This is a genomic window from Streptomyces sp. NBC_00306 (assembly GCF_036169555.1).
GTDB classification, from domain to species: domain Bacteria; phylum Actinomycetota; class Actinomycetes; order Streptomycetales; family Streptomycetaceae; genus Streptomyces; species Streptomyces achmelvichensis.
In genome coordinates this window covers 3165356-3187194 of sequence record NZ_CP108032.1, presented here as the reverse complement: position 1 = coordinate 3187194, position 21839 = coordinate 3165356, and the positions used below count along the sequence as shown (strand labels likewise).

Here is a 21839-nt window from a genome sequence, read left to right as displayed (position 1 = left end):
TTCACCGCAGCGCCGTTTCACCGCACCACCGCAGTACAGCAGTACAGCAATGAAGCAGGGAGAAGCCGAAAGATCATGGACCGCCTCGTCAACACCGTGCGCCCCTACGCCTGGGGATCCACGACCGCGATCCCGGAGCTGCTCGGCATCGAACCCACCGGTGAGCCGCAGGCCGAGATGTGGATGGGCGCCCACCCGGGAGCTCCGTCCCGTCTCACCAGGGAAGCGGGCGAACGCGCGCTGTCGGACGTGATCGCCGCCGACCCGGCCGGTGAACTCGGCAGCGCGGTCGTCGAGAAGTTCGGCCCGCGTCTCCCCTTCCTCCTCAAGATCCTCGCCGCGGGCGGCCCGCTCTCCCTCCAGGTGCATCCGAACCTCGAGCAGGCGAAGGCGGGTTACGCCGCCGAGGAGAGCGCGGGCGTCCCGGTCGACGGCCCGCACCGCAACTACAAGGACGCCAACCACAAGCCCGAACTGATCTGCGCGCTCACGCCGTTCGACGGGCTGTGCGGATTCCGGGACCCGCTGGAGGCCGCGGCACTGCTCTCCGGCCTCGGCGTCGACACCCTGGAGCCGTACGTCGACCTGCTGCACGCCCGCCCGGAGGAGTCCGCGCTCCGCGAGGTCCTGACCGCGGTGCTGACCGCCGACCCCGAGGAGATGACGAAGACCGTCCACGCGGCCGCGCTCTCCGCGGAACGGCTCGGCGGCCCGTACATCCCGTACGCCGCCATCGCCCACCACTACCCGGGCGACCCGGGCGTCATCGCCGCGATGCTGCTCAACCACGTCCAACTGCAGCCCGGTGAGGCCCTGTTCCTCGGTGCGGGAGTTCCGCACGCGTATCTCGACGGCCTCGGTGTCGAGATCATGGCCAACTCCGACAACGTCCTGCGCTGCGGACTGACCCCCAAGCACGTGGACGTCCCCGAACTGCTGCGCATCGTCCGCTTCGAGGCGGGCGACCCCGGCGTACTGCGCCCGGAGGCCTCCCCATCCGGTGAGGAGCTGTACGACACCCCCACCGACGAGTTCCGGCTCTCGCGTTTCGTCCTCGCGCCGGGAGCGGCCGCACGCGACATCACCGCGCCGACCCCGCAGATCCTGCTCTGCACCGCCGGGGGTGTCACCGTCGGCGAACTGGCCCTCGCACCAGGGGAGTCCGTGTTCGTCCCCGCAGGTGACAAGACGGAGATCGCGGGCACCAGGGGCGGTACCGGGACCCTCTTCCGCGCCACTGTGGTGGTCTGACGCCGACCGCCTTCCGGTGCTGCAACAATGGCGCACCGCAAAGACCGGGCAAAGACCGAACCGGCGACCGACGTCAGGACGAAGGGACATACCGCACACATGAGCGCGTCAGGCGGAACCAAGGCGATCGTGGCGGCACTGGCCGCCAATCTCGCAATCGCGGTAGCGAAGTTCGTGGCGTTCCTGTTCAGCGGCTCGTCGTCGATGCTCGCCGAAAGCGTCCACTCGCTCGCCGACTCCGGCAACCAGGGCCTGCTGCTGCTCGGCGGCAAGAAGGCCCAGCGCGAGGCGACCCCGCAACACCCCTTCGGCTACGGCCGCGAGCGCTACATCTACGCCTTCCTCGTCTCCATCGTCCTCTTCTCGGTCGGCGGCATGTTCGCGATCTACGAGGGCTACGAGAAGATCAAGCACCCGCACCCGATCGAGGCCTGGTACTGGCCGGTCGGCGTCCTCGTCTTCGCGATCATCGCCGAGACGTTCTCCTTCCGCACGGCCATCAAGGAGTCCAACGCGATCCGCGGGGCGCTGTCCTGGACGCAGTTCGTACGCCGGGCCAAGGCGCCCGAGCTCCCCGTCGTCCTGCTGGAGGACCTGGGCGCGCTCGTCGGTCTGTTCCTGGCGCTCGGTGGCGTCGGTCTCGCCCTGGGCACCGGCAACGGCGTGTGGGACGGCATCGGCACACTCTGCATCGGTGTCCTGCTGATCGTCATCGCGATCGTCCTGGCCGCGGAGACGAAGTCGCTCCTGCTGGGTGAGGCGGCCGGCGTCGAGGACGTCGAGAAGATCAAGGAAGCGCTCGTGGACGGCCAGGTGGTCACGCGCATCATCCACATGCGCACCCTCCACCTCGGTCCCGAGGAGCTTCTGGTCGCGGCGAAGGTCGCGGTGGAGCACGACGACACGGCCACGGAGATCGCCCACGCGATCAACGCCGCCGAGGACCGCATTCGCGCCGCCGTCCCGATCGCCCGCGTCATCTACCTGGAGCCGGACATCTACGACGCTGCGGCGGCCGAAGCGGGCGTGAACCCGGCGAAGTCCCCGGGCGGCGGCCCGGCCCCGGACGGAGCGCACTGACGCCTCGGGCGCGCGAACGGCATCCTGCATACGCGCAGGAGGGCCCCCGGACCACACGGTCCGGGGGCCCTGTCGTTGCTTGCTCACTGCGTGCCGGTCGGTCGGGCAGGGGCAGTCGGCGGGGCGCCGGGAGGAGGCGACCCGGGGAACTGCCCGGCCGCCCGCGCACGACGCCGGCCCGCCAACCAGCCGGCCAGTGCGAGCCCCGCTCCGGCCAGAAGGGCCACGCCCGACACCATGACACCCGCGACCAGCAGCATCGGCACGGCGGTGTCGTCCGCGCGGCCCTTCACCGCCGCCACCGGCACCGTGCCGCCGCCCTCGAAGAAGCGTGAGTCGAGGGAATCCATCCGGTTGTCCCCGAGCAGGAAGACCTGCCCGTCCGGCACCTTCACGTCGTAGGGAGGCGCACCGCCGACCGCGTCCCCGTCCCTGAGATACGGCTCTCGCAGCGGCTTCCCGTTCACGGTGACGCGCTCACCGCTGTCGCAGCAGGCGACACTGTCCCCGCCGACGCCCACCACCCGCTTCATCGTCTCCTGGCCGACGGGAGACGGAGCGCGGAACAGGACGATGTCGCCACGCCGTACGTCACCGGGACCCACCTCCTCGAAAAAGACGGCGTCGCCCTGCGCGAAGCCGGGCGTCATCGAATCGCCGTTCGCGGCGCGCACCGAGTACCCCAGGAGCGGCACCAGCGTCCCCGCCATTCCCAGCAGACCCGCCACCAGCAGCACTAACCCGGCAACGCGCAGATCCCGCCTCGACCCTCCGGCTGTCATGTGGTCCCCCCACGTCGCCACCCCGGCCCGTACAGGCCCGGGCCCCGCGCGATGCTCGCGCGGGGCCCGGGGTGCATGGCCCTGAGTCATGCCTAGGGCCTGCTCCTGCACGCACCTGTGCCGGCAGGCGTACGGCTACTGAACTTCACGCAACACCGTGAGGACCGCCGCCTCGTCGGGCGCTGCCGACAGCCGCTCGCGGAAGCCGGTGTCCATCAGCTTGCGCGACAGCATCGCGAGGATCCGCAGGTGTTCGTCGCCCGCGGCCGCCTCCGGCACCGTGATCATGAAGATCAGCTTGGCCTGCGTACCGTCGAGCGAACCCCACTCCACGCCCTCGGCCGACCGCGCGAACCCGACCACCGGGGCCGTGACCGCGTCGGTCTTGGCGTGCGGAATGGCGATCTCCTCGCCGAGCCCGGTGGACCCCTGGTCCTCACGGGCGAATGCCGCCGCCACCAGCGCCTCCAGGTCGGTGACCTTCCCGGTGGTGGCGAGCATCGCGGCCATCTCCCGGATGGCGGCGTCCTTGGTCCCGGCCTCCAGCCGTACCTTCACGGTCTGCCCGGTGAGATACCCGGACAGCACGTCGTCGTCGGCAGCGTCGGCCTCGGCCAGGGGCTCAGGCCGGGGCTCAGTCTCGGGCTCGGTCTGGGCCTGGGCCTGGGCCTGGGACGCAGCCTCGGGTTCGGCCTGGGGCTCGGTGGCGCCGGAGGCCGCCGGGGGAGCGGCAGGTCCCTTCGTGAGCACGGCCGCGGTGCCGGCTCCCGCTCCGGCGCCGGCTCCGGCGCCGGCGAGCACCGGCTCGGGTACGAGAGGCGCGGCCCCCGTCCCGGACACGGCTCCGGCTCCCGCGGTCGCGAGTGCCGCCGCACCGCGGTTGCCACGCTCCTTGATGTCGATCAGCGCATTCGTCGTGATCGCCGTGACGAGGGTGCCGACGGCCACGGCGAGGAAGAACATCGGCACCCCGCCGATCGCCCCGAGCACCGCCACGATCGGTCCGCCGTGCGGTACCGCGTCCTCGACCGAGGCGACACCGGCGATCGCTCCAGCCACCGCACCACCGAGCATGTTCGCCGGGATCACCTGTGCCGGCCGTGCGGCGGCGAACGGAATCGCGCCCTCGGAGATGCCGAACATGCCCATGAACAGCGCCGCCATACCGGTCTCGCGCTCCTGCTGCGAGTAGAGCCTGCGCCGTATCAGCGTGGCGAGCCCCTGACCGAGCGGCATCACCGGGATCGCGGCGGCGCACATGCCCATGACGGTCTGGTTGCCGGTCGCGATGAGCCCGGCGCCGAAGAGGAACGCGGTCTTGTTGACCGGCCCGCCCATGTCGAACGCGATCATGAGCCCCAGCAGCGCACCCAGCAGTACCGCACTGGTTCCGGTCATCCCGCTGAGCCAGTCGGTGAGATGCGTGAACACCCAGGCGATGGGTTCACCGATGACGTAGATGAAGAACAGACTCAGCGCCGTCGTCGCCACGATCGGGATCACGATGATCGGCATGATCGGCTGCGCGAACTTGGGGACCTTGACCTTCTTGATCCACAGGACCAGATACCCGGCCAGGAACCCGGTGACGATGGCGCCGATGAACCCCGCGCCCGCCTCGGAGTCGTAGAACTCCCCGTGCCCGGCGATCCAGCCACCGATCATGCCCGGCACCAGCGCGGGCCGGTCGGCGATCGCGTAGGCGATGTATCCGGACAGGATCGGGATCATCAGCTCGAAGCCGATGACACCGACGGCGTTCACATCCGCCCAGAAACTCCCCTCGGGAATCACATAGCCCTTGGCCGTCGCGTCACCGCCGAGGGCGAGGGATATCGCGATGAGCAGTCCGCCGACGACCACGAACGGGATCATGTACGAGACGCCGTTCATCAGCGCCTTGTAGACGGTGCTGCGCTCCTTGCCACCCCCGGCCGCCCCGGATCCGCCGGCTGCCGATCCGCCGCCACTGCTGCCGTCCGCAGCGTGCACGGGCGCGCTCTGCACCTGCTCGATCAGACTCTCCGGGTGGTGAATCCCTTCGGCCACCCCGACGGCCAGCACCTTCTTGCCCACGAAACGGCTGCGGTCGACGTCCTTGTCGGCGGCGATGATGATGCCGTCAGCGTTTCTGACATCGTTGTCAGTCAGGACGTTCTCGGCGCCGATGGAGCCCTGCGTCTCCACCTTGATCTCGACGCCGAGCGCCTCCGCGGCCTGTGCCAGCTTCTCCGCGGCCATGTAGGTGTGCGCGATGCCGGTCGGACAGGCGGTCACCGCGAGAAGCCTGACCTTCCGCTTCTCGCTCTCCGGACTGGTCACGTGTTTCTCCTAACGCTTGTGGCGCAGATCGTGCAGATTCCCGATCCCGCAGCATCGTGCAACACGTTTGCGCCACATCAAAAGCCCTGGTGGCCCGGCACTTAAAGGACAAGGCCCCTGGGATGTGGCCGAATCCTGCCCCCGGGCGCCCCGGGGCGGGCTGGGGCCGACCGCAGGGATCGGTGTAGATTCGTGACCAGACTCAGACGTCGCTGCTGATGGCGGTCGGGCGGTCCTCACGGACCGGCCGAGGGAGAGAGGGCCTCCGACGGACTGCGCTGCGAGTGGCCCGGGCATTCCTGTGTCCGCCGCCGCAGAGCCAGCCGTACCCACCTCGACCCAACCACGAGGAGCAGCTCGCCCATGACGACTGTCGCCACCGGCCAGGACTTCAAGGTCGCCGACCTTTCGCTCGCCGACTTCGGCCGCAAGGAGATCACCCTCGCCGAGCACGAGATGCCCGGCCTGATGTCGATCCGCAAGGAGTACGCCGCGCAGCAGCCGCTCGCCGGCGCCCGCATCACCGGCTCGCTGCACATGACCGTGCAGACCGCCGTCCTCATCGAGACCCTGGTCGCCCTCGGCGCCGAGGTCCGCTGGGCGTCCTGCAACATCTTCTCCACCCAGGACCACGCCGCCGCCGCGATCGCGGTCGGCCCCAACGGCACTCCGGACAGCCCCGCGGGCGTCCCGGTCTTCGCCTGGAAGGGCGAGACGCTGGAGGAGTACTGGTGGTGCACGGAGCAGGCGCTGACCTGGCCCGGCACGCCCACCGGCGGTCCGAACATGATCCTCGACGACGGCGGTGACGCCACGCTCCTGGTCCACAAGGGCGTCGAGTTCGAGAAGGCCGGCGAGGCCCCCGACCCGGCCACCGCGGACAGCGAGGAGTACGCCTACATCCTCCGCCTGCTGAACCGCACCCTCTCCGAGGACCCGCAGAAGTGGACCCGCCTGGCGTCCGAGATCCGCGGCGTCACCGAAGAGACCACCACCGGTGTTCACCGTCTGTACGAGATGCACCGCGACGGCACCCTCCTCTTCCCGGCGATCAACGTCAACGACGCGGTCACCAAGTCCAAGTTCGACAACAAGTACGGCTGCCGCCACTCGCTCGTCGACGGCATCAACCGCGCCACCGACGTCCTGATCGGCGGCAAGGTCGCGGTCGTCTGCGGCTACGGCGACGTCGGCAAGGGCTGCGCGGAGTCCCTCCGCGGCCAGGGCGCCCGCGTGATCATCACCGAGATCGACCCCATCTGCGCCCTCCAGGCGGCGATGGACGGCTACCAGGTCACCACGCTCGACGAGGTCGTCGGCACGGCCGACCTGTTCATCACCACCACGGGCAACAAGGACATCATCATGGCCGCCGACATGGCCAAGATGAAGCACCAGGCCATCGTCGGGAACATCGGCCACTTCGACAACGAGATCGACATGGCCGGCCTGGCGCAGATCCCGGGCATCGTCAAGGACGAGGTCAAGCCCCAGGTCCACACTTGGAAGTTCCCCGACGGCAAGGTCATCATCGTGCTGTCGGAGGGCCGCCTGCTGAACCTGGGCAACGCGACGGGTCACCCCTCGTTCGTGATGTCCAACAGCTTCGCCGACCAGACCCTGGCGCAGATCGAGCTCTTCACCAAGCCGCAGGAGTACCCGACCGACGTCTACGTGCTGCCGAAGCACCTCGACGAGAAGGTCGCCCGGCTGCACCTGGACGCGCTCGGCGTGAAGCTCACGACGCTCCGCCCCGAGCAGGCCTCGTACATCGGTGTGCAGGTCGAGGGCCCGTACAAGTCGGACCACTACCGCTACTGATCGTCTGCCGACCCCGGCCGGCTGCCCCCTGGACGCTGCAGGTGGACAGTCGGCCGTCGGCGGCCGGACAGCCTCGCGGCAGGTAGCCGTCACACCACCCGCCGCAGGCGGCGGTCAGCAGCCCGTGGTCAACAGACAGCACAGCCGGCAGCGGCACCAGGCAGGCCCCCGCACCCCCGTGTCGGGGGCCTGCCCCGTACCCTCCCCGAACGGCTCCGGCTCTCCGGCACGAGCCTCACCGCCCAAGGACACCGACGCCCCCATGCCCCGCGGCCGCTATTCGCTCCACGATCCGCACGATCACACCCCCCTCGGCAACGAACACTTCCAATGCGCCCCCGGCCCGTCCGGCTGGCGCTACGTCTCGCAGATCACCACCCCCTCCGGCGACCACGCCGGCTCCGTCGACCTCGCCCTCGACGAACTCGGCCGTCCCATCCGCCTCGAACTCCACGCATCCAGCTGGCAGGTCCGTGGCGCCGCGCTCGACGGCGTCACCTGGGTACGCACCGACCCCACCGGCACTCATGCCACCGAAGGCAATGTCCGCGCTCACGCCTTCACCGGCACGTCCCCCGCCTTCCTCATCGCGACCGCCCGCCTGCTGCAGCTCACCCCCGGCTCCCCGGCGACGCGCGTCCGCCTGGTCGCCTTCACGGATCCAGTCCTCGCCCCCCGCACGGTGGATCAGTCCTGGGCCCTGGTGAAGAGTGAAGCGCATGCCACTGACAATGGCCCTCTGACCGTGGACGAATACCAGGTCAGCGCCCTGGACACAGGGGAGCAGCGCGCGGTGCACATCGCGGGGGACGTGGTTCTCGCGGCGCCCGGCATCGAACTCGAGGACCTCGAGACACCACCGTCGGCCCTGCCCTGACGAGCGATCGCAGCGAGGCCCACGGCAGCCCGCCACGCCGGGTTCGGTAGCTGCTTCTGACCGGCTGCCTGCCCCTAAGCGGGAGGCGCGAAGCCCGTCGACCGCGGTGCGCCGCCATCGGCGCGGTCACCGGCACCGCGGGTCGGCCCGGTCGGGATGCGGGGACCGACTTCCTTGGCCGGCCCGAGCGCTACGGGCGTCGCCTGAGAACCGGCAGCCTCACTGCCACCGCCGGTCCAGCCTGCACCAGGGCTCACAGTGTTCCCCATTGCCGCACCCGCGGCTGCCGCGCCCGCACCGCCACTCGCTCCGGTGGCCGGGGAGCCGAACCCGGGTGCTGCCGCCTGCATCTGGCCCGTCCCGGTCATCGGCGCACCTCCAACGCCCCCCGCCCCGAAGGCGCGTCGCGCATCCCGAGCCTGCCGCTCGTTCACCACAGCGGCCAGATAGGCGGCCGGAGGCACACCCTGCGGCGTGGGTGCCCCCGTGCGTTCGGCCAGGTCACTTGCCAGCCGTTCCGCCATCGACCAGCTCACCGCCGGGTCCAACTGGCGCATCCGCGTCAGAAACTGCCGTATCGCCAGCCACAGGTGATCGGGCACTGCCGACAGGTCCAACTCCGTGAAGCGGCCCACGAGCCACGGGGGCGGAGGCGGCAGGACGTTCCCGCGTGCGGCGGGCACCCGCTCCCGTACGACCAGCGTCCCAGCGAATACATCCCCGATGCGCCGGCCCCGGGCCGACACCAGCGACGCGATACACGCGATCACTCCGAATGACATCAGGATCTCGACCACTCCCATCGCCCCGCGCACCAGCGCGTGACGGAAGCGGATCGGCCCGCCGTCATCGCGCACGACCCGCAGTCCGCAGGCGAGCTTCCCCAGCGAGCGCCCATGGCTCAGGGTCTCCACGGCTATCGGCGCACCCACCAGGACCAGGAGGAACGACGCGATCGACACCGCCATGACGGCCGCCTCGTCCAGTGAGGCCGTCGCCACGGCGAGGCCTATGGATATGAACAGGTAAGCGGCCCACACGACCACCAGGTCGATCACTATGGCGAGTGCTCGACTCGGCAGTTTCGCCGACTGCAGCCCCAGTACGACCGCGTCCCCCGTCACTAGCGCACTCACCGCTGCCGCCCTCCGCCGTCGACCGTCCCTGCCCCTTGCTTCATCAGTCTGCCAAGCTGATCCGCAGCGCGCCGCAGTAGTACGAACCGTACGCACCCAGTGCCTGGAGCAGCAGCCGACCATGGACCTCGATGTCTTCGTGACCGCCCACCGTGCCGAGTGGGACCGCCTGGACCACCTACTGCACCGAGGCCGCCGACTCACGGGCGCCGAAGCCGACGAACTCGTCGCGCTCTACCAGCGCACCGCCACGCACCTGTCCCTCATACAGTCGAGCGCCCCCGACCCGGTACTCACCGGCCGCCTCACGCAGCTCGTCGCCCGCGCCCGCTCCACGGTCACGGGAACCCGGCGAGCCACCTGGCGGGACGCGGTCCGCTTCGTCACCGCCGGCTTCCCAGCGGCCGTCTACCGCTCCCGCCACTGGTGGATACCGACCGCCGTGCTCTCCACCCTCCTCGCCGCGATCATCGGCTGGTGGATCGGCGTCCACCCCGAGGTCCAGTCGTCGATCGCCGCGCCCGACGAACTCCGCCGGCTCACGCAACCGGGTGGCGAGTACGAGACGTACTACTCCAGCCACCCCGCGGCCTCCTTCGCCGCCCAGGTCTGGACGAACAACGCACGGGCAGCCGCCATGTGCCTCACCCTCGGCGCCTTCCTGTGCCTCCCGGTGATCTGGATCCTGTTCCTCAACATGCTCAATCTGGGCGTCGGCATCGGCCTGATGTCCTCGGCCGGCCGTCTCGACACGTTCCTGGGCCTCGTTCTGCCGCACGGTCTCCTCGAACTGACCGCTGTCTTCGTCGCCGCGGGTACGGGCCTACGCCTTGGCTGGACGCTCATCGACCCCGGCCCTCTGTCCCGCCGGACGGCGCTCGCCCAGCAAGGGCGCGCCGCGCTCGGAATGGCCATCGGCCTGGCCCTGGTGCTCTTCGTGGCGGGCGTGATCGAAGGCTTCGTCACCCCGTCCGGCCTGCCCACGTGGGCCCGCATCACCATCGGCATCGTCGCCGAACTGGCCTTCCTGGCATACGTCTACGTTCTGGGCGGACGAGCGGCCCGGGCAGGCGACACGGGCGACGTCGACGAGGCCGACCGCAGTGCCGAACTCCCGGCCGCTGCCTGATGTGCGTCCGGCCCGTCTGACCTGCTAGTGTCCTCTCCGCCCGCAAAAACCGTTGACACGGCGGATGTGGGGAGGTAGATTTTGAGGGTTGCCTCGGACTGGACAAGGCCGAGAGCAGTTGATAATGTCTCTCTCGCTCTCAACGGAAATTCAAATTTCCGCAGAGCCAATCGACTCCTTATCCGGATCACTCAGGCTGATTAGCTCGGCCGAAATGCTTCTGATAAAGTCGGTGCAGCCGAAAGGCAAAGGCCACTCCAATCGGCCATCGGATTCAAACTCCACCGGAAACGGAACGGAAAAAGAATCTGGTAGGGTTGGAAACGCAAGACCGAAGGGAAGCGCCCGGAGGAAAGCCCGAGGGGGTGAGTACAAAGGAAGCGTCCGTTCCTTGAGAACTCAACAGCGTGCCAAAAGTCAACGCCAGATATGTTGATACCCCGTCCATCTTCGGATGGCGAGGTTCCTTTGAAAGTCCTGCCGGCCCTTGTGGTCGGTAGGCAATGACACAGCGAGGACGCTGTGAACAGTCGGTCTTATTCCGATCGGCTGTTCCGCTCTTGTGGTGTTCATCCCGATTACGGGAAAACATTCATGGAGAGTTTGATCCTGGCTCAGGACGAACGCTGGCGGCGTGCTTAACACATGCAAGTCGAACGATGAAGCCCTTCGGGGTGGATTAGTGGCGAACGGGTGAGTAACACGTGGGCAATCTGCCCTTCACTCTGGGACAAGCCCTGGAAACGGGGTCTAATACCGGATAACACTCCTTCCTGCATGGGGAGGGGTTGAAAGCTCCGGCGGTGAAGGATGAGCCCGCGGCCTATCAGCTTGTTGGTGGGGTGATGGCCTACCAAGGCGACGACGGGTAGCCGGCCTGAGAGGGCGACCGGCCACACTGGGACTGAGACACGGCCCAGACTCCTACGGGAGGCAGCAGTGGGGAATATTGCACAATGGGCGAAAGCCTGATGCAGCGACGCCGCGTGAGGGATGACGGCCTTCGGGTTGTAAACCTCTTTCAGCAGGGAAGAAGCGAAAGTGACGGTACCTGCAGAAGAAGCGCCGGCTAACTACGTGCCAGCAGCCGCGGTAATACGTAGGGCGCAAGCGTTGTCCGGAATTATTGGGCGTAAAGAGCTCGTAGGCGGCTTGTCACGTCGGATGTGAAAGCCCGGGGCTTAACCCCGGGTCTGCATTCGATACGGGCTAGCTAGAGTGTGGTAGGGGAGATCGGAATTCCTGGTGTAGCGGTGAAATGCGCAGATATCAGGAGGAACACCGGTGGCGAAGGCGGATCTCTGGGCCATTACTGACGCTGAGGAGCGAAAGCGTGGGGAGCGAACAGGATTAGATACCCTGGTAGTCCACGCCGTAAACGTTGGGAACTAGGTGTTGGCGACATTCCACGTCGTCGGTGCCGCAGCTAACGCATTAAGTTCCCCGCCTGGGGAGTACGGCCGCAAGGCTAAAACTCAAAGGAATTGACGGGGGCCCGCACAAGCAGCGGAGCATGTGGCTTAATTCGACGCAACGCGAAGAACCTTACCAAGGCTTGACATCGCCCGGAAAGCATCAGAGATGGTGCCCCCCTTGTGGTCGGGTGACAGGTGGTGCATGGCTGTCGTCAGCTCGTGTCGTGAGATGTTGGGTTAAGTCCCGCAACGAGCGCAACCCTTGTTCTGTGTTGCCAGCATGCCCTTCGGGGTGATGGGGACTCACAGGAGACTGCCGGGGTCAACTCGGAGGAAGGTGGGGACGACGTCAAGTCATCATGCCCCTTATGTCTTGGGCTGCACACGTGCTACAATGGCCGGTACAATGAGCTGCGATGCCGCGAGGCGGAGCGAATCTCAAAAAGCCGGTCTCAGTTCGGATTGGGGTCTGCAACTCGACCCCATGAAGTCGGAGTTGCTAGTAATCGCAGATCAGCATTGCTGCGGTGAATACGTTCCCGGGCCTTGTACACACCGCCCGTCACGTCACGAAAGTCGGTAACACCCGAAGCCGGTGGCCCAACCCCTTGTGGGAGGGAGCTGTCGAAGGTGGGACTGGCGATTGGGACGAAGTCGTAACAAGGTAGCCGTACCGGAAGGTGCGGCTGGATCACCTCCTTTCTAAGGAGCACTTCTTACCGGATCTTCGGATCAGGTCAGAGGCCAGTACATCGGCGAATGTCCGGTGCTGGTTGCTCATGGGTGGAACGTTGACTATTCGGCACGGCTCAGATGATGACTGTTAGTACTGCTTCGGCGTGGAACACAGGATTCGACTGGTCGTGCCGGGCGCGCTGTTGGGTATCTGAGGGTGCGAGCGTGAGCTCGTCCTTCGCGATGCCGGCCCCAGTGAACTCGCTGTTTTCAGCGGGGTGGTGGGTGGCTGGTCGTTGCTTGAGAACTGCACAGTGGACGCGAGCATCTGTGGCCAAGTTTTTAAGGGCGCACGGTGGATGCCTTGGCACCAGGAACCGATGAAGGACGTGGGAGGCCACGATAGTCCCCGGGGAGTCGTCAACCAGGCTTTGATCCGGGGGTTTCCGAATGGGGAAACCCGGCAGTCGTCATGGGCTGTCACCCGCTGCTGAACACATAGGCAGTGTGGAGGGAACGAGGGGAAGTGAAACATCTCAGTACCCTCAGGAAGAGAAAACAACCGTGATTCCGGGAGTAGTGGCGAGCGAAACCGGATGAGGCCAAACCGTATGCGTGTGATACCCGGCAGGGGTTGCGCATGCGGGGTTGTGGGATCTCTTTATCATCGTCTGCCGGCGGTGAGACGAGTCAGAAACCGTATGGATAGGCGAAGGACATGCGAAAGGTCCGGCGTAGAGGGTAAGACCCCCGTAGCTGAAATTCATGCGGCTCGTTTAAGAGACACCCAAGTAGCACGGGGCCCGAGAAATCCCGTGTGAATCTGGCGGGACCACCCGTTAAGCCTAAATATTCCCTGGTGACCGATAGCGGATAGTACCGTGAGGGAATGGTGAAAAGTACCGCGGGAGCGGAGTGAAATAGTACCTGAAACCGTGTGCCTACAAGCCGTGGGAGCGTCGCGCAAGGAACTTGTTCCTTGCGTCGTGACTGCGTGCCTTTTGAAGAATGAGCCTGCGAGTTTGCGGTGTGTTGCGAGGTTAACCCGTGTGGGGAAGCCGTAGCGAAAGCGAGTCCGAATAGGGCGACTTAGTAGCGCGCTCAAGACCCGAAGCGGAGTGATCTAGCCATGGGCAGGTTGAAGCGGCTGTAAGAGGTCGTGGAGGACCGAACCCACCAGGGTTGAAAACCTGGGGGATGACCTGTGGTTAGGGGTGAAAGGCCAATCAAACTCCGTGATAGCTGGTTCTCCCCGAAATGCATTTAGGTGCAGCGTCGTGTGTTTCTTGCCGGAGGTAGAGCACTGGATAGGCGATGGGCCCTACCGGGTTACTGACCTTAGCCAAACTCCGAATGCCGGTAAGTGAGAGCACGGCAGTGAGACTGTGGGGGATAAGCTCCATGGTCGAGAGGGAAACAGCCCAGAGCATCGACTAAGGCCCCTAAGCGTACGCTAAGTGGGAAAGGATGTGGAGTCGCAGAGACAACCAGGAGGTTGGCTTAGAAGCAGCCACCCTTGAAAGAGTGCGTAATAGCTCACTGGTCAAGTGATTCCGCGCCGACAATGTAGCGGGGCTCAAGCGTACCGCCGAAGTCGTGTCATTCCAGCATATAGGGCCAACGCCCGCTGGGATGGGTAGGGGAGCGTCGTGTGCCGGGTGAAGCCGCGCCGGAAGGCAGTGGTGGACGGTTCACGAGTGAGAATGCAGGCATGAGTAGCGATACACACGTGAGAAACGTGTGCGCCGATTGACTAAGGGTTCCTGGGTCAAGCTGATCTGCCCAGGGTAAGTCGGGACCTAAGGCGAGGCCGACAGGCGTAGTCGATGGACAACCGGTTGATATTCCGGTACCCGCTTTGAAACGCCCAATATCGAGCCCATTAATGCTAAGCCCGTGAAGCCGTTCCGGACCCTTCGGGGAAAGGAAAGTGGTGGAGCCGGCGATCCAAGGTGGTAGTAGGTAAGCGATGGGGTGACGCAGGAAGGTAGTCCAGCCCGGGCGGTGGTAGTCCCGGGGTAAGGGTGTAGGCCGAGGGGTAGGCAAATCCGTCCCTCGTTAAGGCTGAGACCTGATGCCGAGCCGATTGTGGTGAAGTGGATGATCCTATGCTGTCGAGAAAAGCCTCTAGCGAGTTTCATGGCGGCCCGTACCCTAAACCGACTCAGGTGGTCAGGTAGAGAATACCGAGGCGTTCGGGTGAACTATGGTTAAGGAACTCGGCAAAATGCCCCCGTAACTTCGGGAGAAGGGGGGCCATCACTGGTGAGAGGACTTGCTCCTCGAGCTGGGGGTGGCCGCAGAGACCAGCGAGAAGCGACTGTTTACTAAAAACACAGGTCCGTGCGAAGCCGTAAGGCGATGTATACGGACTGACGCCTGCCCGGTGCTGGAACGTTAAGGGGACCGGTTAGTACGCTTTCGGGCGTGCGAAGCTGAGAACTTAAGCGCCAGTAAACGGCGGTGGTAACTATAACCATCCTAAGGTAGCGAAATTCCTTGTCGGGTAAGTTCCGACCTGCACGAATGGCGTAACGACTTCTCGACTGTCTCAACCATAGGCCCGGTGAAATTGCACTACGAGTAAAGATGCTCGTTTCGCGCAGCAGGACGGAAAGACCCCGGGACCTTTACTACAGTTTGATATTGGTGTTCGGTTCGGCTTGTGTAGGATAGGTGGGAGACTGTGAAGCGGCCACGCCAGTGGTTGTGGAGTCATCGTTGAAATACCACTCTGGTCGTGCTGGATGTCTAACCTGGGTCCGTGATCCGGATCAGGGACAGTGTCTGATGGGTAGTTTAACTGGGGCGGTTGCCTCCCAAAGGGTAACGGAGGCGCCCAAAGGTTCCCTCAGCCTGGTTGGCAATCAGGTGTTGAGTGTAAGTGCACAAGGGAGCTTGACTGTGAGACCGACGGGTCGAGCAGGGACGAAAGTCGGGACTAGTGATCCGGCGGTGGCTTGTGGAAGCGCCGTCGCTCAACGGATAAAAGGTACCCCGGGGATAACAGGCTGATCTTCCCCAAGAGTCCATATCGACGGGATGGTTTGGCACCTCGATGTCGGCTCGTCGCATCCTGGGGCTGGAGTCGGTCCCAAGGGTTGGGCTGTTCGCCCATTAAAGCGGTACGCGAGCTGGGTTTAGAACGTCGTGAGACAGTTCGGTCCCTATCCGCTGTGCGCGTAGGAATATTGAGAAGGGCTGTCCCTAGTACGAGAGGACCGGGACGGACGAACCTCTGGTGTGCCAGTTGTCCTGCCAAGGGCATGGCTGGTTGGCTACGTTCGGGAGGGATAACCGCTGAAAGCATCTAAGCGGGAAGCCTGCTTCGAGATGAGTATTCCCACCTCCTTGAGAGGGTAAGGCTCCCAGTAGACGACTGGGTTGATAGGCCGGATATGGAAGCCCAGTAATGGGTGGAGTTGACCGGTACTAATAGGCCGAGGGCTTGTCCTCAGTTGCTCGCGTCCACTGTGTTAGTTCTGAAGTAACGAACTGTCGAACCCCCGTCTGTGTGGGTTCCGGGTCGATATCTTCATAGTGTTTCGGTGGTCATTGCGTTAGGGAAACGCCCGGTTACATTCCGAACCCGGAAGCTAAGCCTTTCAGCGCCGATGGTACTGCAGGGGGGACCCTGTGGGAGAGTAGGACGCCGCCGAACAATCATTGTGGGAAGGCCCCGCACCTCTGGTGCGGGGCCTTTCTGCGTTCCGGGGCGAATGGGCGAAAGCCCTTGGGCTCCGCATTCGCCTCTCTACAGCTTGCCGGCTGCTTTCAGTGCCAAATAGGTGTCGGCGAGGGCCGGAGCGAGATCGTCCGGGGTCGCGTCCACGACAATGACGCCATGGCGCTGAAGTTGCTCCGCTGTGCGGCGCCGCTGAGCCTGGGACTGCGTACCCGCCGCGGCGTCGTAGACGGCCTCCACATCCCCACGCGCAGCGGACATCTTCTGGATGTGCGGATCAGCCACCGCGGCCACGAGCACGGTGTGCCGTTGGGTGAGCTGAGGCAGGACCGGGAGCAGGCCCTCTTCGATGGGGGCAGCATCGAGGCCCGTGAGCAGCACGATCAGCGATCGTCGCGGAGCGCTCTTGAGAGCTGCTGCACTCAGGCCACGCGCATCGGTCTCGACGAGTTCCGGCTCCAGGGGAGCGAGCGCGTTGACCATGGCGGGCAGAAGTTCGCCCGCGGATCGTCCCTGCACCTGGGCGCGGACACGACGGTCGTACGCCAGGAGATCGACCCGGTCGCCGGCGCGTGAGGCAAGCGCGGTGAGGAGCAGGGCGGCGTCCATCGCCGCGTCGAGACGCGGGACATCTCCCACTCGGCCGGCGGATGTGCGGCCGGTGTCGAGCACGACGAGGATGTGGCGGTCGCGTTCCGGGCGCCAGGTGCGCACGGCAACGGTTGTCCGACGGGCGGTCGCCCGCCAGTCGATGGAGCGGGTGTCGTCGCCGGGCACGTAGTCACGAAGACTGTCGAACTCCGTCCCCTGCCCACGGATCAGGACGCTGGTGCGGCCGTCGAGTTCTCGCAGCCGGGCCAGGCGGGACGGCAGGTGCTTGCGGCTGGCGAACGGAGGCAGGACGCGGACCGTCCAGGGGACGCTGTGATTGCTCTGGCGGGCGGCGAGGCCGAGGGGGCCGTACGACCGGACGGTGACCCGCTCGGCATGGCGGTCGCCGCGGCGTGTGGGACGCAGAGCGGTGGTGATGCGCCGGCGTTCGCCGGCGGGCACGGACACCTTGTGCCGGGATGCGGCTTGCTCGGTGCCGGCGACCCAGCTGCTGGGAGGCCATGCGTCGCGAAGGTCGGCGCGCAGACGGCGCGCTGAGGGATTGGTGATCGTCAGCTGGACGTCAGCACGTTCACCGAGTCGAACTGATGTATCACCGCTTCGGGTGAATCGGAGCGTTCGCACTGGCGCGGCGAGGGCGTAGTCGCACAAGATTGCCAAAGAGAGAGGCGCATTCACAGCAAGCATCCCCGTCCAGCTGGGCGCGAGGATGCCCACGGGGAGCGAGCCGAGAGCGGCGAGCAGTGCGGTTCGTCCGGTGAGGGCCATGGCGCGGCCTCAGCGGGGGACGGGGACGTGGCTGAGGATCGCGGTGATGACGGAGTCGGCAGTGACTCCTTCCATCTCCGCTTCCGGCCGGAGCTGGATCCGATGACGCAGCGTCGGCAGGGCCAGGGCCTTCACGTCGTCGGGGATGACGTAGTCGCGGCCTGTGAGCCACGCCCACGCGCGGGCGGTGGACAGCAGGGCCGTAGCGCCTCTGGGGGACACACCGAGACTGAGTGAGGGGGACTCGCGGGTGGCACGACAGATATCGACGACATAGCCGGTGATCTCGGCGGAGACCGAGGTCTTGGCGACGGCGGCCCGGGCCGCCTCCAGGTCGGCGGGCCCGGCGACGGGCCGCACTCCCGCCGCGTGGAGGTCGCGCGGATTGAAGCCTTCGGCGTGACGGGTCAGCACGCCGATCTCGTCGTCCCGCGAAGGCAGCGGCACGGTCAGCTTCAGCAGGAAGCGGTCGAGTTGGGCTTCGGGCAGGGGATAGGTCCCCTCGTACTCCACGGGGTTCTGCGTAGCCGCCACCAGGAAGGGATCCGGAAGCATGCGGGGTGTGCCGTCCACCGTGACCTGGCGCTCCTCCATCGCCTCGAGGAGCGAGGACTGTGTCTTGGGAGGCGTGCGGTTGATCTCGTCGGCGAGCAGAAGGTTGGTGAAGACGGGACCGGGCTGGAAGGAGAACTCTGCGGTGCGCGCGTCGTAGACGAGCGAGCCGGTGACATCGCTGGGCATGAGGTCGGGGGTGAACTGGACACGCTTGGTGTCGAGTTCGAGCGATGCCGCGAGTGCGCGGACCAGGAGAGTCTTGGCGACTCCCGGTACGCCTTCGAGAAGGACATGGCCGCGGCAGAGCAGGGCCACGACGAGTCCGGTGACAGCGGGATCCTGGCCGACCACGGCCTTGGCGATCTCGGTGCGCAGGGCTTCCAGGGAAGCGCGGGCGCGGTCCGAGCTCTCAGCTGTCTCGGGTGTCGGGGCGCTCATGAGGTGCGTACCTCTCTTTCGAGGGCGTCGAGTTGGTCTGCCAGGTGAACAAGTGCGGTGTCGTCGGCCGGAGCCGGCCCGAACAGCAGGGCGGTGAGATCCCGGTCGCCGGTGGCCAGGCGCGCCGAGACGGCGGGGAGCAGCACCTCGGGGGAGTGGGCGTCGAGGGCGGAGACGCCGAGAAGCGGCGCGAGGCGGGTGCGGGTGGCGGAGCGCAGCGCTGCGGCGGCGCGGTCACGGGCGTTCACCTTGCGGTAGAGGCGGGCGCGTCCCTGCGTTGATTCGGATGCCCGGATGGCCACCGGCAGCCGTTCGGTGACGAGGGGGCCCAGGCGGCGGGCACGCCAGATGGCTGCAAGGGCGGCGGCGAGCGTCAGTTGGAGGGTGCCCCAGAGCCAGCCCGAAGGGATCAGATCGAAGAACGTGCTGTCGGTGTCTGCATCGGTGCCGTCCTGAGTGACGGAGCCGTCGGTGAGCGAGGGGAGGTACCAGACCAGATGAGGGCGGGAACCAAGGAGTTGAAGTGCGAGAGAGGCGTTGCCGCGCTGGTCGAGGCGGTCGTTGTACAGGATGTCGGGGGCACCGAGCAGGACGGTGTCGCCGCCGTCGGAGTCGTCGATCCTGACGAGGCTGGGCATTCCTTCGCTCGGGTAACAGGCGTCGGTCCCGGTCGCCTTGGTGACGTAGCGCTCGCCGCCGAGGTCGGCGTTGCCGGCTCTGCGCGCAGCGGCGAAGGAGCACTGGGGAGTGCGGGCCGCGACAGGGGCGGGGGTGTCGGCGCGCACCCCGGGGGCCAGCGTCTCGACGGATGCGGCACCGGCGGAGACGAGCACGGTGCGTCCGCCGGAGGTTGCCGTCGCCGCCCGCAGGGTTTCCTGCTGGCTGTCCGTCAGCAGGTCGGGCATCGCGACCAGAAGTGTGGTGTCCGTGTCGGCAGCGGCAGTTGCCTCGTCCAGAGTGGTGACCACACGGGTGGAGACGCCGCTGTCCTTGAGAATCTCGGCCACGGCGCGGCTGCCCAGACGGTCGGCCGAGCGCGGGTCGAGGCGGCCGTGCTGGTCGCCGGACTGCAGTGCGGCCATGGCGATGCCCGCCACCAGGAGAATCACCAGGGCCAGCAGCAGACCGCGGGTGCGGGTCCACACCTGGCGGCCGGTGGGGGACATGGAGGTGGAGCTGGGGGCAACCCCGGTCATCCGGCTGCTCCTCGGGACGCGCCGGCGAGTTGGGGCTTGGCCCGCTCCAGTTCGAGGTCGAGGTCCCGCAACCGCAGATACGCCAGCCGGTCGGCAGTCCGCCCGCCGTATGTGACGTCGTCGAACTCCCTGGCGGCGGCCCGCAGTCCGGCGGTGTGGTCGGGGAGCGAACGGCCGCCTTCGGCAGCCGCCTCGTCGGCGGTGCGGCCCGGACGCGGATCGAGGAGGGCGCGTTCCTCCAGCGAGCGAACGATGGCACGCATGCGTTCCTGTACGGCCTGGTTCCAGCGTTCGGCCGCCGCGTGGATCTCTGCGGCGCTGCGGTGCTCCGCCGCGCTTCGGGGGACGTCGTCGAAGAGCGAGTCGGCCGAGAGCGCAGCGCGGTGGGGGGTGCCAAGTCGCCACCAGAGGGCGGCGATCAGGCCGATGACCAGCAGGACGACGACGACTAGGCCGAGCGGGCCGCCGGGGGTGGCGCCGGAGGCGGTGTCGAAGATGCCGCCCACCCACTCCCAGAAGCGGTCGAGGGCGCGCTGGAGCAGGCTCGGGTCGTTTTCGTGGTACATCGGCTTCGACAGCTCGCGCTCCGCTGCCTCCCTGGCAGGTATCCGAGGAGTGTCCACCGGTACGTCGTCGCCGGTGGCCAGGGCCGCCCGCACTGCTGTCACACCCCCCGCGGTGAACACCGCATCAGCCCCTGGCGGGGGTGCCGGGCGGCTCGGAGCCGTAGCCGGATACGCCTGCGGCCCGGGCGAGTTCGATGTCCAGAGCCTCGCGGCGGATGCGCTGGTCGATGTAGAGGAGCACCGTCACACCCGCGGAGATCGGGTAGGTGATGGAGGACGCGATCACCGAGCCGATCCCCGTGATGATCAGGAAGGCCCAGCCGAATTCCGGCGTGGTGCCGGAGAAGAGGTCGCCGAATCCGGTGCCGTCCACGGCCAATGCGATCACGCTGAACGGCACCGCGATGATCATCGACACCAGCAGCGTCAGCAGCAGCGTGAGCGCGATGATGCCGAACGTCCGCCACCAGGCGCCCTGCACCAGCTTGGCGGAGCGACGCAAGGACTGGATGACGCCCTGGCGCTCCAGCATCAGGGCGGGCGAGGCGAGGGCGAAGCGGACCATCAGCCACAGGATGACCGGTCCGGCGACGAGTCCTCCGAGGACGGCGAGCGCGACCCCGGCGCCGCCGCCGATCAGCAGACCGGGTACCAGAGCCACGCCCATGATTCCCGCGCTCATCAGCGGCAGCAGCAGGGTGAGGCCGAGGAGTTGGGGCAGCCGGGGGCGAGCCTCCTGCCAGGCCTCGGAGAGGCTGACCGGGCGGCCCAGTACGGAGCGGCTGATGACCATCGTGAGCAGGGCGGTGGTGAAGAGTGTGCCGACCAGCGCGATGAGGATCGACGGGCCCATGGCCACCAGGCTGGCCTGCAGCGAGTCGACGGACTGCCGCAGCGCCTCCGACGGGTCGGCGTCGGGGTCGACCTCGGGGGGTGTGGGAAGCAGGTAGCGCTCGACGAGGATGTTGCAGATCTGGGAGATCACGGAGACGGTGATCGTGATGCCCAGGACCGTGCGCCAGTGGGCGCGCAGCGTGGAGACCGCGCCGTCGAGGATCTCGCCGACGCCCAGCGGGCGGAGCGGGATGACACCCGGCTTGGCCGCGGGGGGCGCGCCCCACGCGCCGCGCGGCGGGCCGCCGCCCCAGCCCGGGGCGGGCGGGGGAGCCTGCGGAGGAGTCTGGGGCGGTCCCGTCGGCGCCGACCACTGGCCGGCGGGCGGCTGCTCCTTGGACCACTTCGAGGCGGGGCCGCTCTCGTCGGCGGGCCCGGCGGGCCGCGGTACGCCGGCGTCGTCCTGCCCGTTGGAGGGAGCGGATCCGGGCGAGGCCCAGCCCGGAGTGTCGTTCACCGTCGTCCACCTCATGCACTGGTTGTGGTGCCGGCTCGGCGAGCCGGAGCGTTCACAGGGCCTGTCGGTGTATCGGGTCGGCAGGCTGGCAGCCATCGTGCCACGCGGGGCCCGCTGGTGGGCGGGGCCCTGTATCTCCTTCGCACCTTCATTGTCGGAGTCTCACCGGGCAGACTGGGC

13 protein-coding genes and 3 rRNA genes are annotated in these 21839 nt (G+C 66.9%); 8 read left to right on the top strand and 8 right to left on the bottom strand.

The features are described from left to right. Positions 1–75 precede the first annotated feature (75 nt). Positions 76–1251: a mannose-6-phosphate isomerase, class I gene (gene manA / locus OHA05_RS14010; RefSeq protein WP_328860748.1), complete on the top strand. Its 1176-nt coding sequence runs from the start codon at positions 76–78 to the stop codon at positions 1249–1251. Between the two features lie 99 nt (positions 1252–1350). Next, the gene (locus OHA05_RS14005; RefSeq protein WP_313945993.1) at positions 1351–2331 is read left to right on the top strand and encodes a cation diffusion facilitator family transporter; all 981 of its coding nucleotides are present in this window, start codon (positions 1351–1353) and stop codon (positions 2329–2331) included. Positions 2332–2414: 83 nt separating this feature from the next. On the opposite strand, the gene lepB is transcribed toward OHA05_RS14005, so the two are convergent. Together lepB and OHA05_RS13995 are read right to left on the bottom strand one after the other, a co-directional pair. Further along, a complete protein-coding gene (lepB, locus tag OHA05_RS14000; RefSeq protein WP_328860747.1) occupies positions 2415–3113 on the bottom strand; it encodes a signal peptidase I in 699 nt (232 codons plus the stop codon). Positions 3114–3248: 135 nt separating this feature from the next. Further along, positions 3249–5354: a fructose-specific PTS transporter subunit EIIC gene (locus OHA05_RS13995; protein ID WP_443043834.1), complete on the bottom strand. Its 2106-nt coding sequence runs from the start codon at positions 5352–5354 to the stop codon at positions 3249–3251. Positions 5355–5798: 444 nt separating this feature from the next. On the opposite strand from OHA05_RS13995, the gene ahcY reads away from it, so the two are divergent. Both ahcY and OHA05_RS13985 read left to right on the top strand, forming a co-directional pair. Further along, positions 5799–7256, top strand: coding sequence for an adenosylhomocysteinase (gene ahcY, locus OHA05_RS13990; RefSeq protein WP_327683636.1), 1458 nt, complete (start codon positions 5799–5801; stop codon positions 7254–7256). A gap of 262 nt (positions 7257–7518) precedes the next feature. Beyond that, positions 7519–8133, top strand: a complete 615-nt coding sequence (locus tag OHA05_RS13985) for a hypothetical protein (RefSeq protein ID WP_328860745.1) — start codon at positions 7519–7521, stop codon at positions 8131–8133. A 74-nt stretch (positions 8134–8207) separates the two neighbouring features. Here OHA05_RS13985 and OHA05_RS13980 read toward each other — a convergent pair whose 3' ends face one another. Then, a complete protein-coding gene (locus tag OHA05_RS13980) occupies positions 8208–9269 on the bottom strand; it encodes an RDD family protein (protein WP_328860744.1) in 1062 nt (353 codons plus the stop codon). Between the two features lie 121 nt (positions 9270–9390). On the opposite strand from OHA05_RS13980, the gene OHA05_RS13975 reads away from it, so the two are divergent. The 4 genes from OHA05_RS13975 (at position 9391) to rrf (ending at position 16149) form a co-directional block, all read left to right on the top strand. Beyond that, a complete protein-coding gene (locus OHA05_RS13975) occupies positions 9391–10398 on the top strand; it encodes a stage II sporulation protein M (RefSeq protein ID WP_313945999.1) in 1008 nt (335 codons plus the stop codon). A 591-nt stretch (positions 10399–10989) separates the two neighbouring features. Continuing rightward, positions 10990–12515: ribosomal RNA gene (locus OHA05_RS13970) — 16S ribosomal RNA — on the top strand. Positions 12516–12820: 305 nt separating this feature from the next. Then, positions 12821–15944 (top strand): 23S ribosomal RNA (locus tag OHA05_RS13965). 88 nt (positions 15945–16032) lie between these two features. After that, a 5S ribosomal RNA gene (rrf, locus tag OHA05_RS13960) occupies positions 16033–16149 on the top strand. The 16S, 23S and 5S rRNA genes sit together here, the layout of an rRNA operon. 93 nt (positions 16150–16242) lie before the next feature. Here the strand turns inward: rrf and OHA05_RS13955 are convergent. From OHA05_RS13955 to OHA05_RS13935, 5 genes are read right to left on the bottom strand one after another with little or no spacing between them, the layout of a single operon-like run. Continuing rightward, positions 16243–17553 carry a DUF58 domain-containing protein gene (locus OHA05_RS13955; RefSeq protein WP_328860743.1) on the bottom strand — a complete coding sequence of 437 codons (1311 nt, stop codon included), beginning with the start codon at positions 17551–17553 and terminating at the stop codon, positions 16243–16245. A gap of 9 nt (positions 17554–17562) precedes the next feature. Next, positions 17563–18546: an AAA family ATPase gene (locus OHA05_RS13950; RefSeq protein ID WP_313946001.1), complete on the bottom strand. Its 984-nt coding sequence runs from the start codon at positions 18544–18546 to the stop codon at positions 17563–17565. Next, complete coding sequence (locus OHA05_RS13945) at positions 18543–19742, bottom strand: DUF4350 domain-containing protein (RefSeq protein ID WP_328860742.1); 1200 nt, start codon at positions 19740–19742, stop codon at positions 18543–18545. Before OHA05_RS13945 ends, OHA05_RS13950 begins: the two co-directional genes overlap by 4 nt. Continuing rightward, the gene (locus OHA05_RS13940; RefSeq protein WP_328860741.1) at positions 19739–20428 is read right to left on the bottom strand and encodes a DUF4129 domain-containing protein; all 690 of its coding nucleotides are present in this window, start codon (positions 20426–20428) and stop codon (positions 19739–19741) included. The genes OHA05_RS13945 and OHA05_RS13940 overlap by 4 nt, the downstream gene beginning before the upstream one ends. Positions 20429–20432: 4 nt before the next feature. Further along, positions 20433–21659: a DUF7544 domain-containing protein gene (locus tag OHA05_RS13935; RefSeq protein WP_328860740.1), complete on the bottom strand. Its 1227-nt coding sequence runs from the start codon at positions 21657–21659 to the stop codon at positions 20433–20435. Positions 21660–21839: the final 180 nt, after the last annotated feature.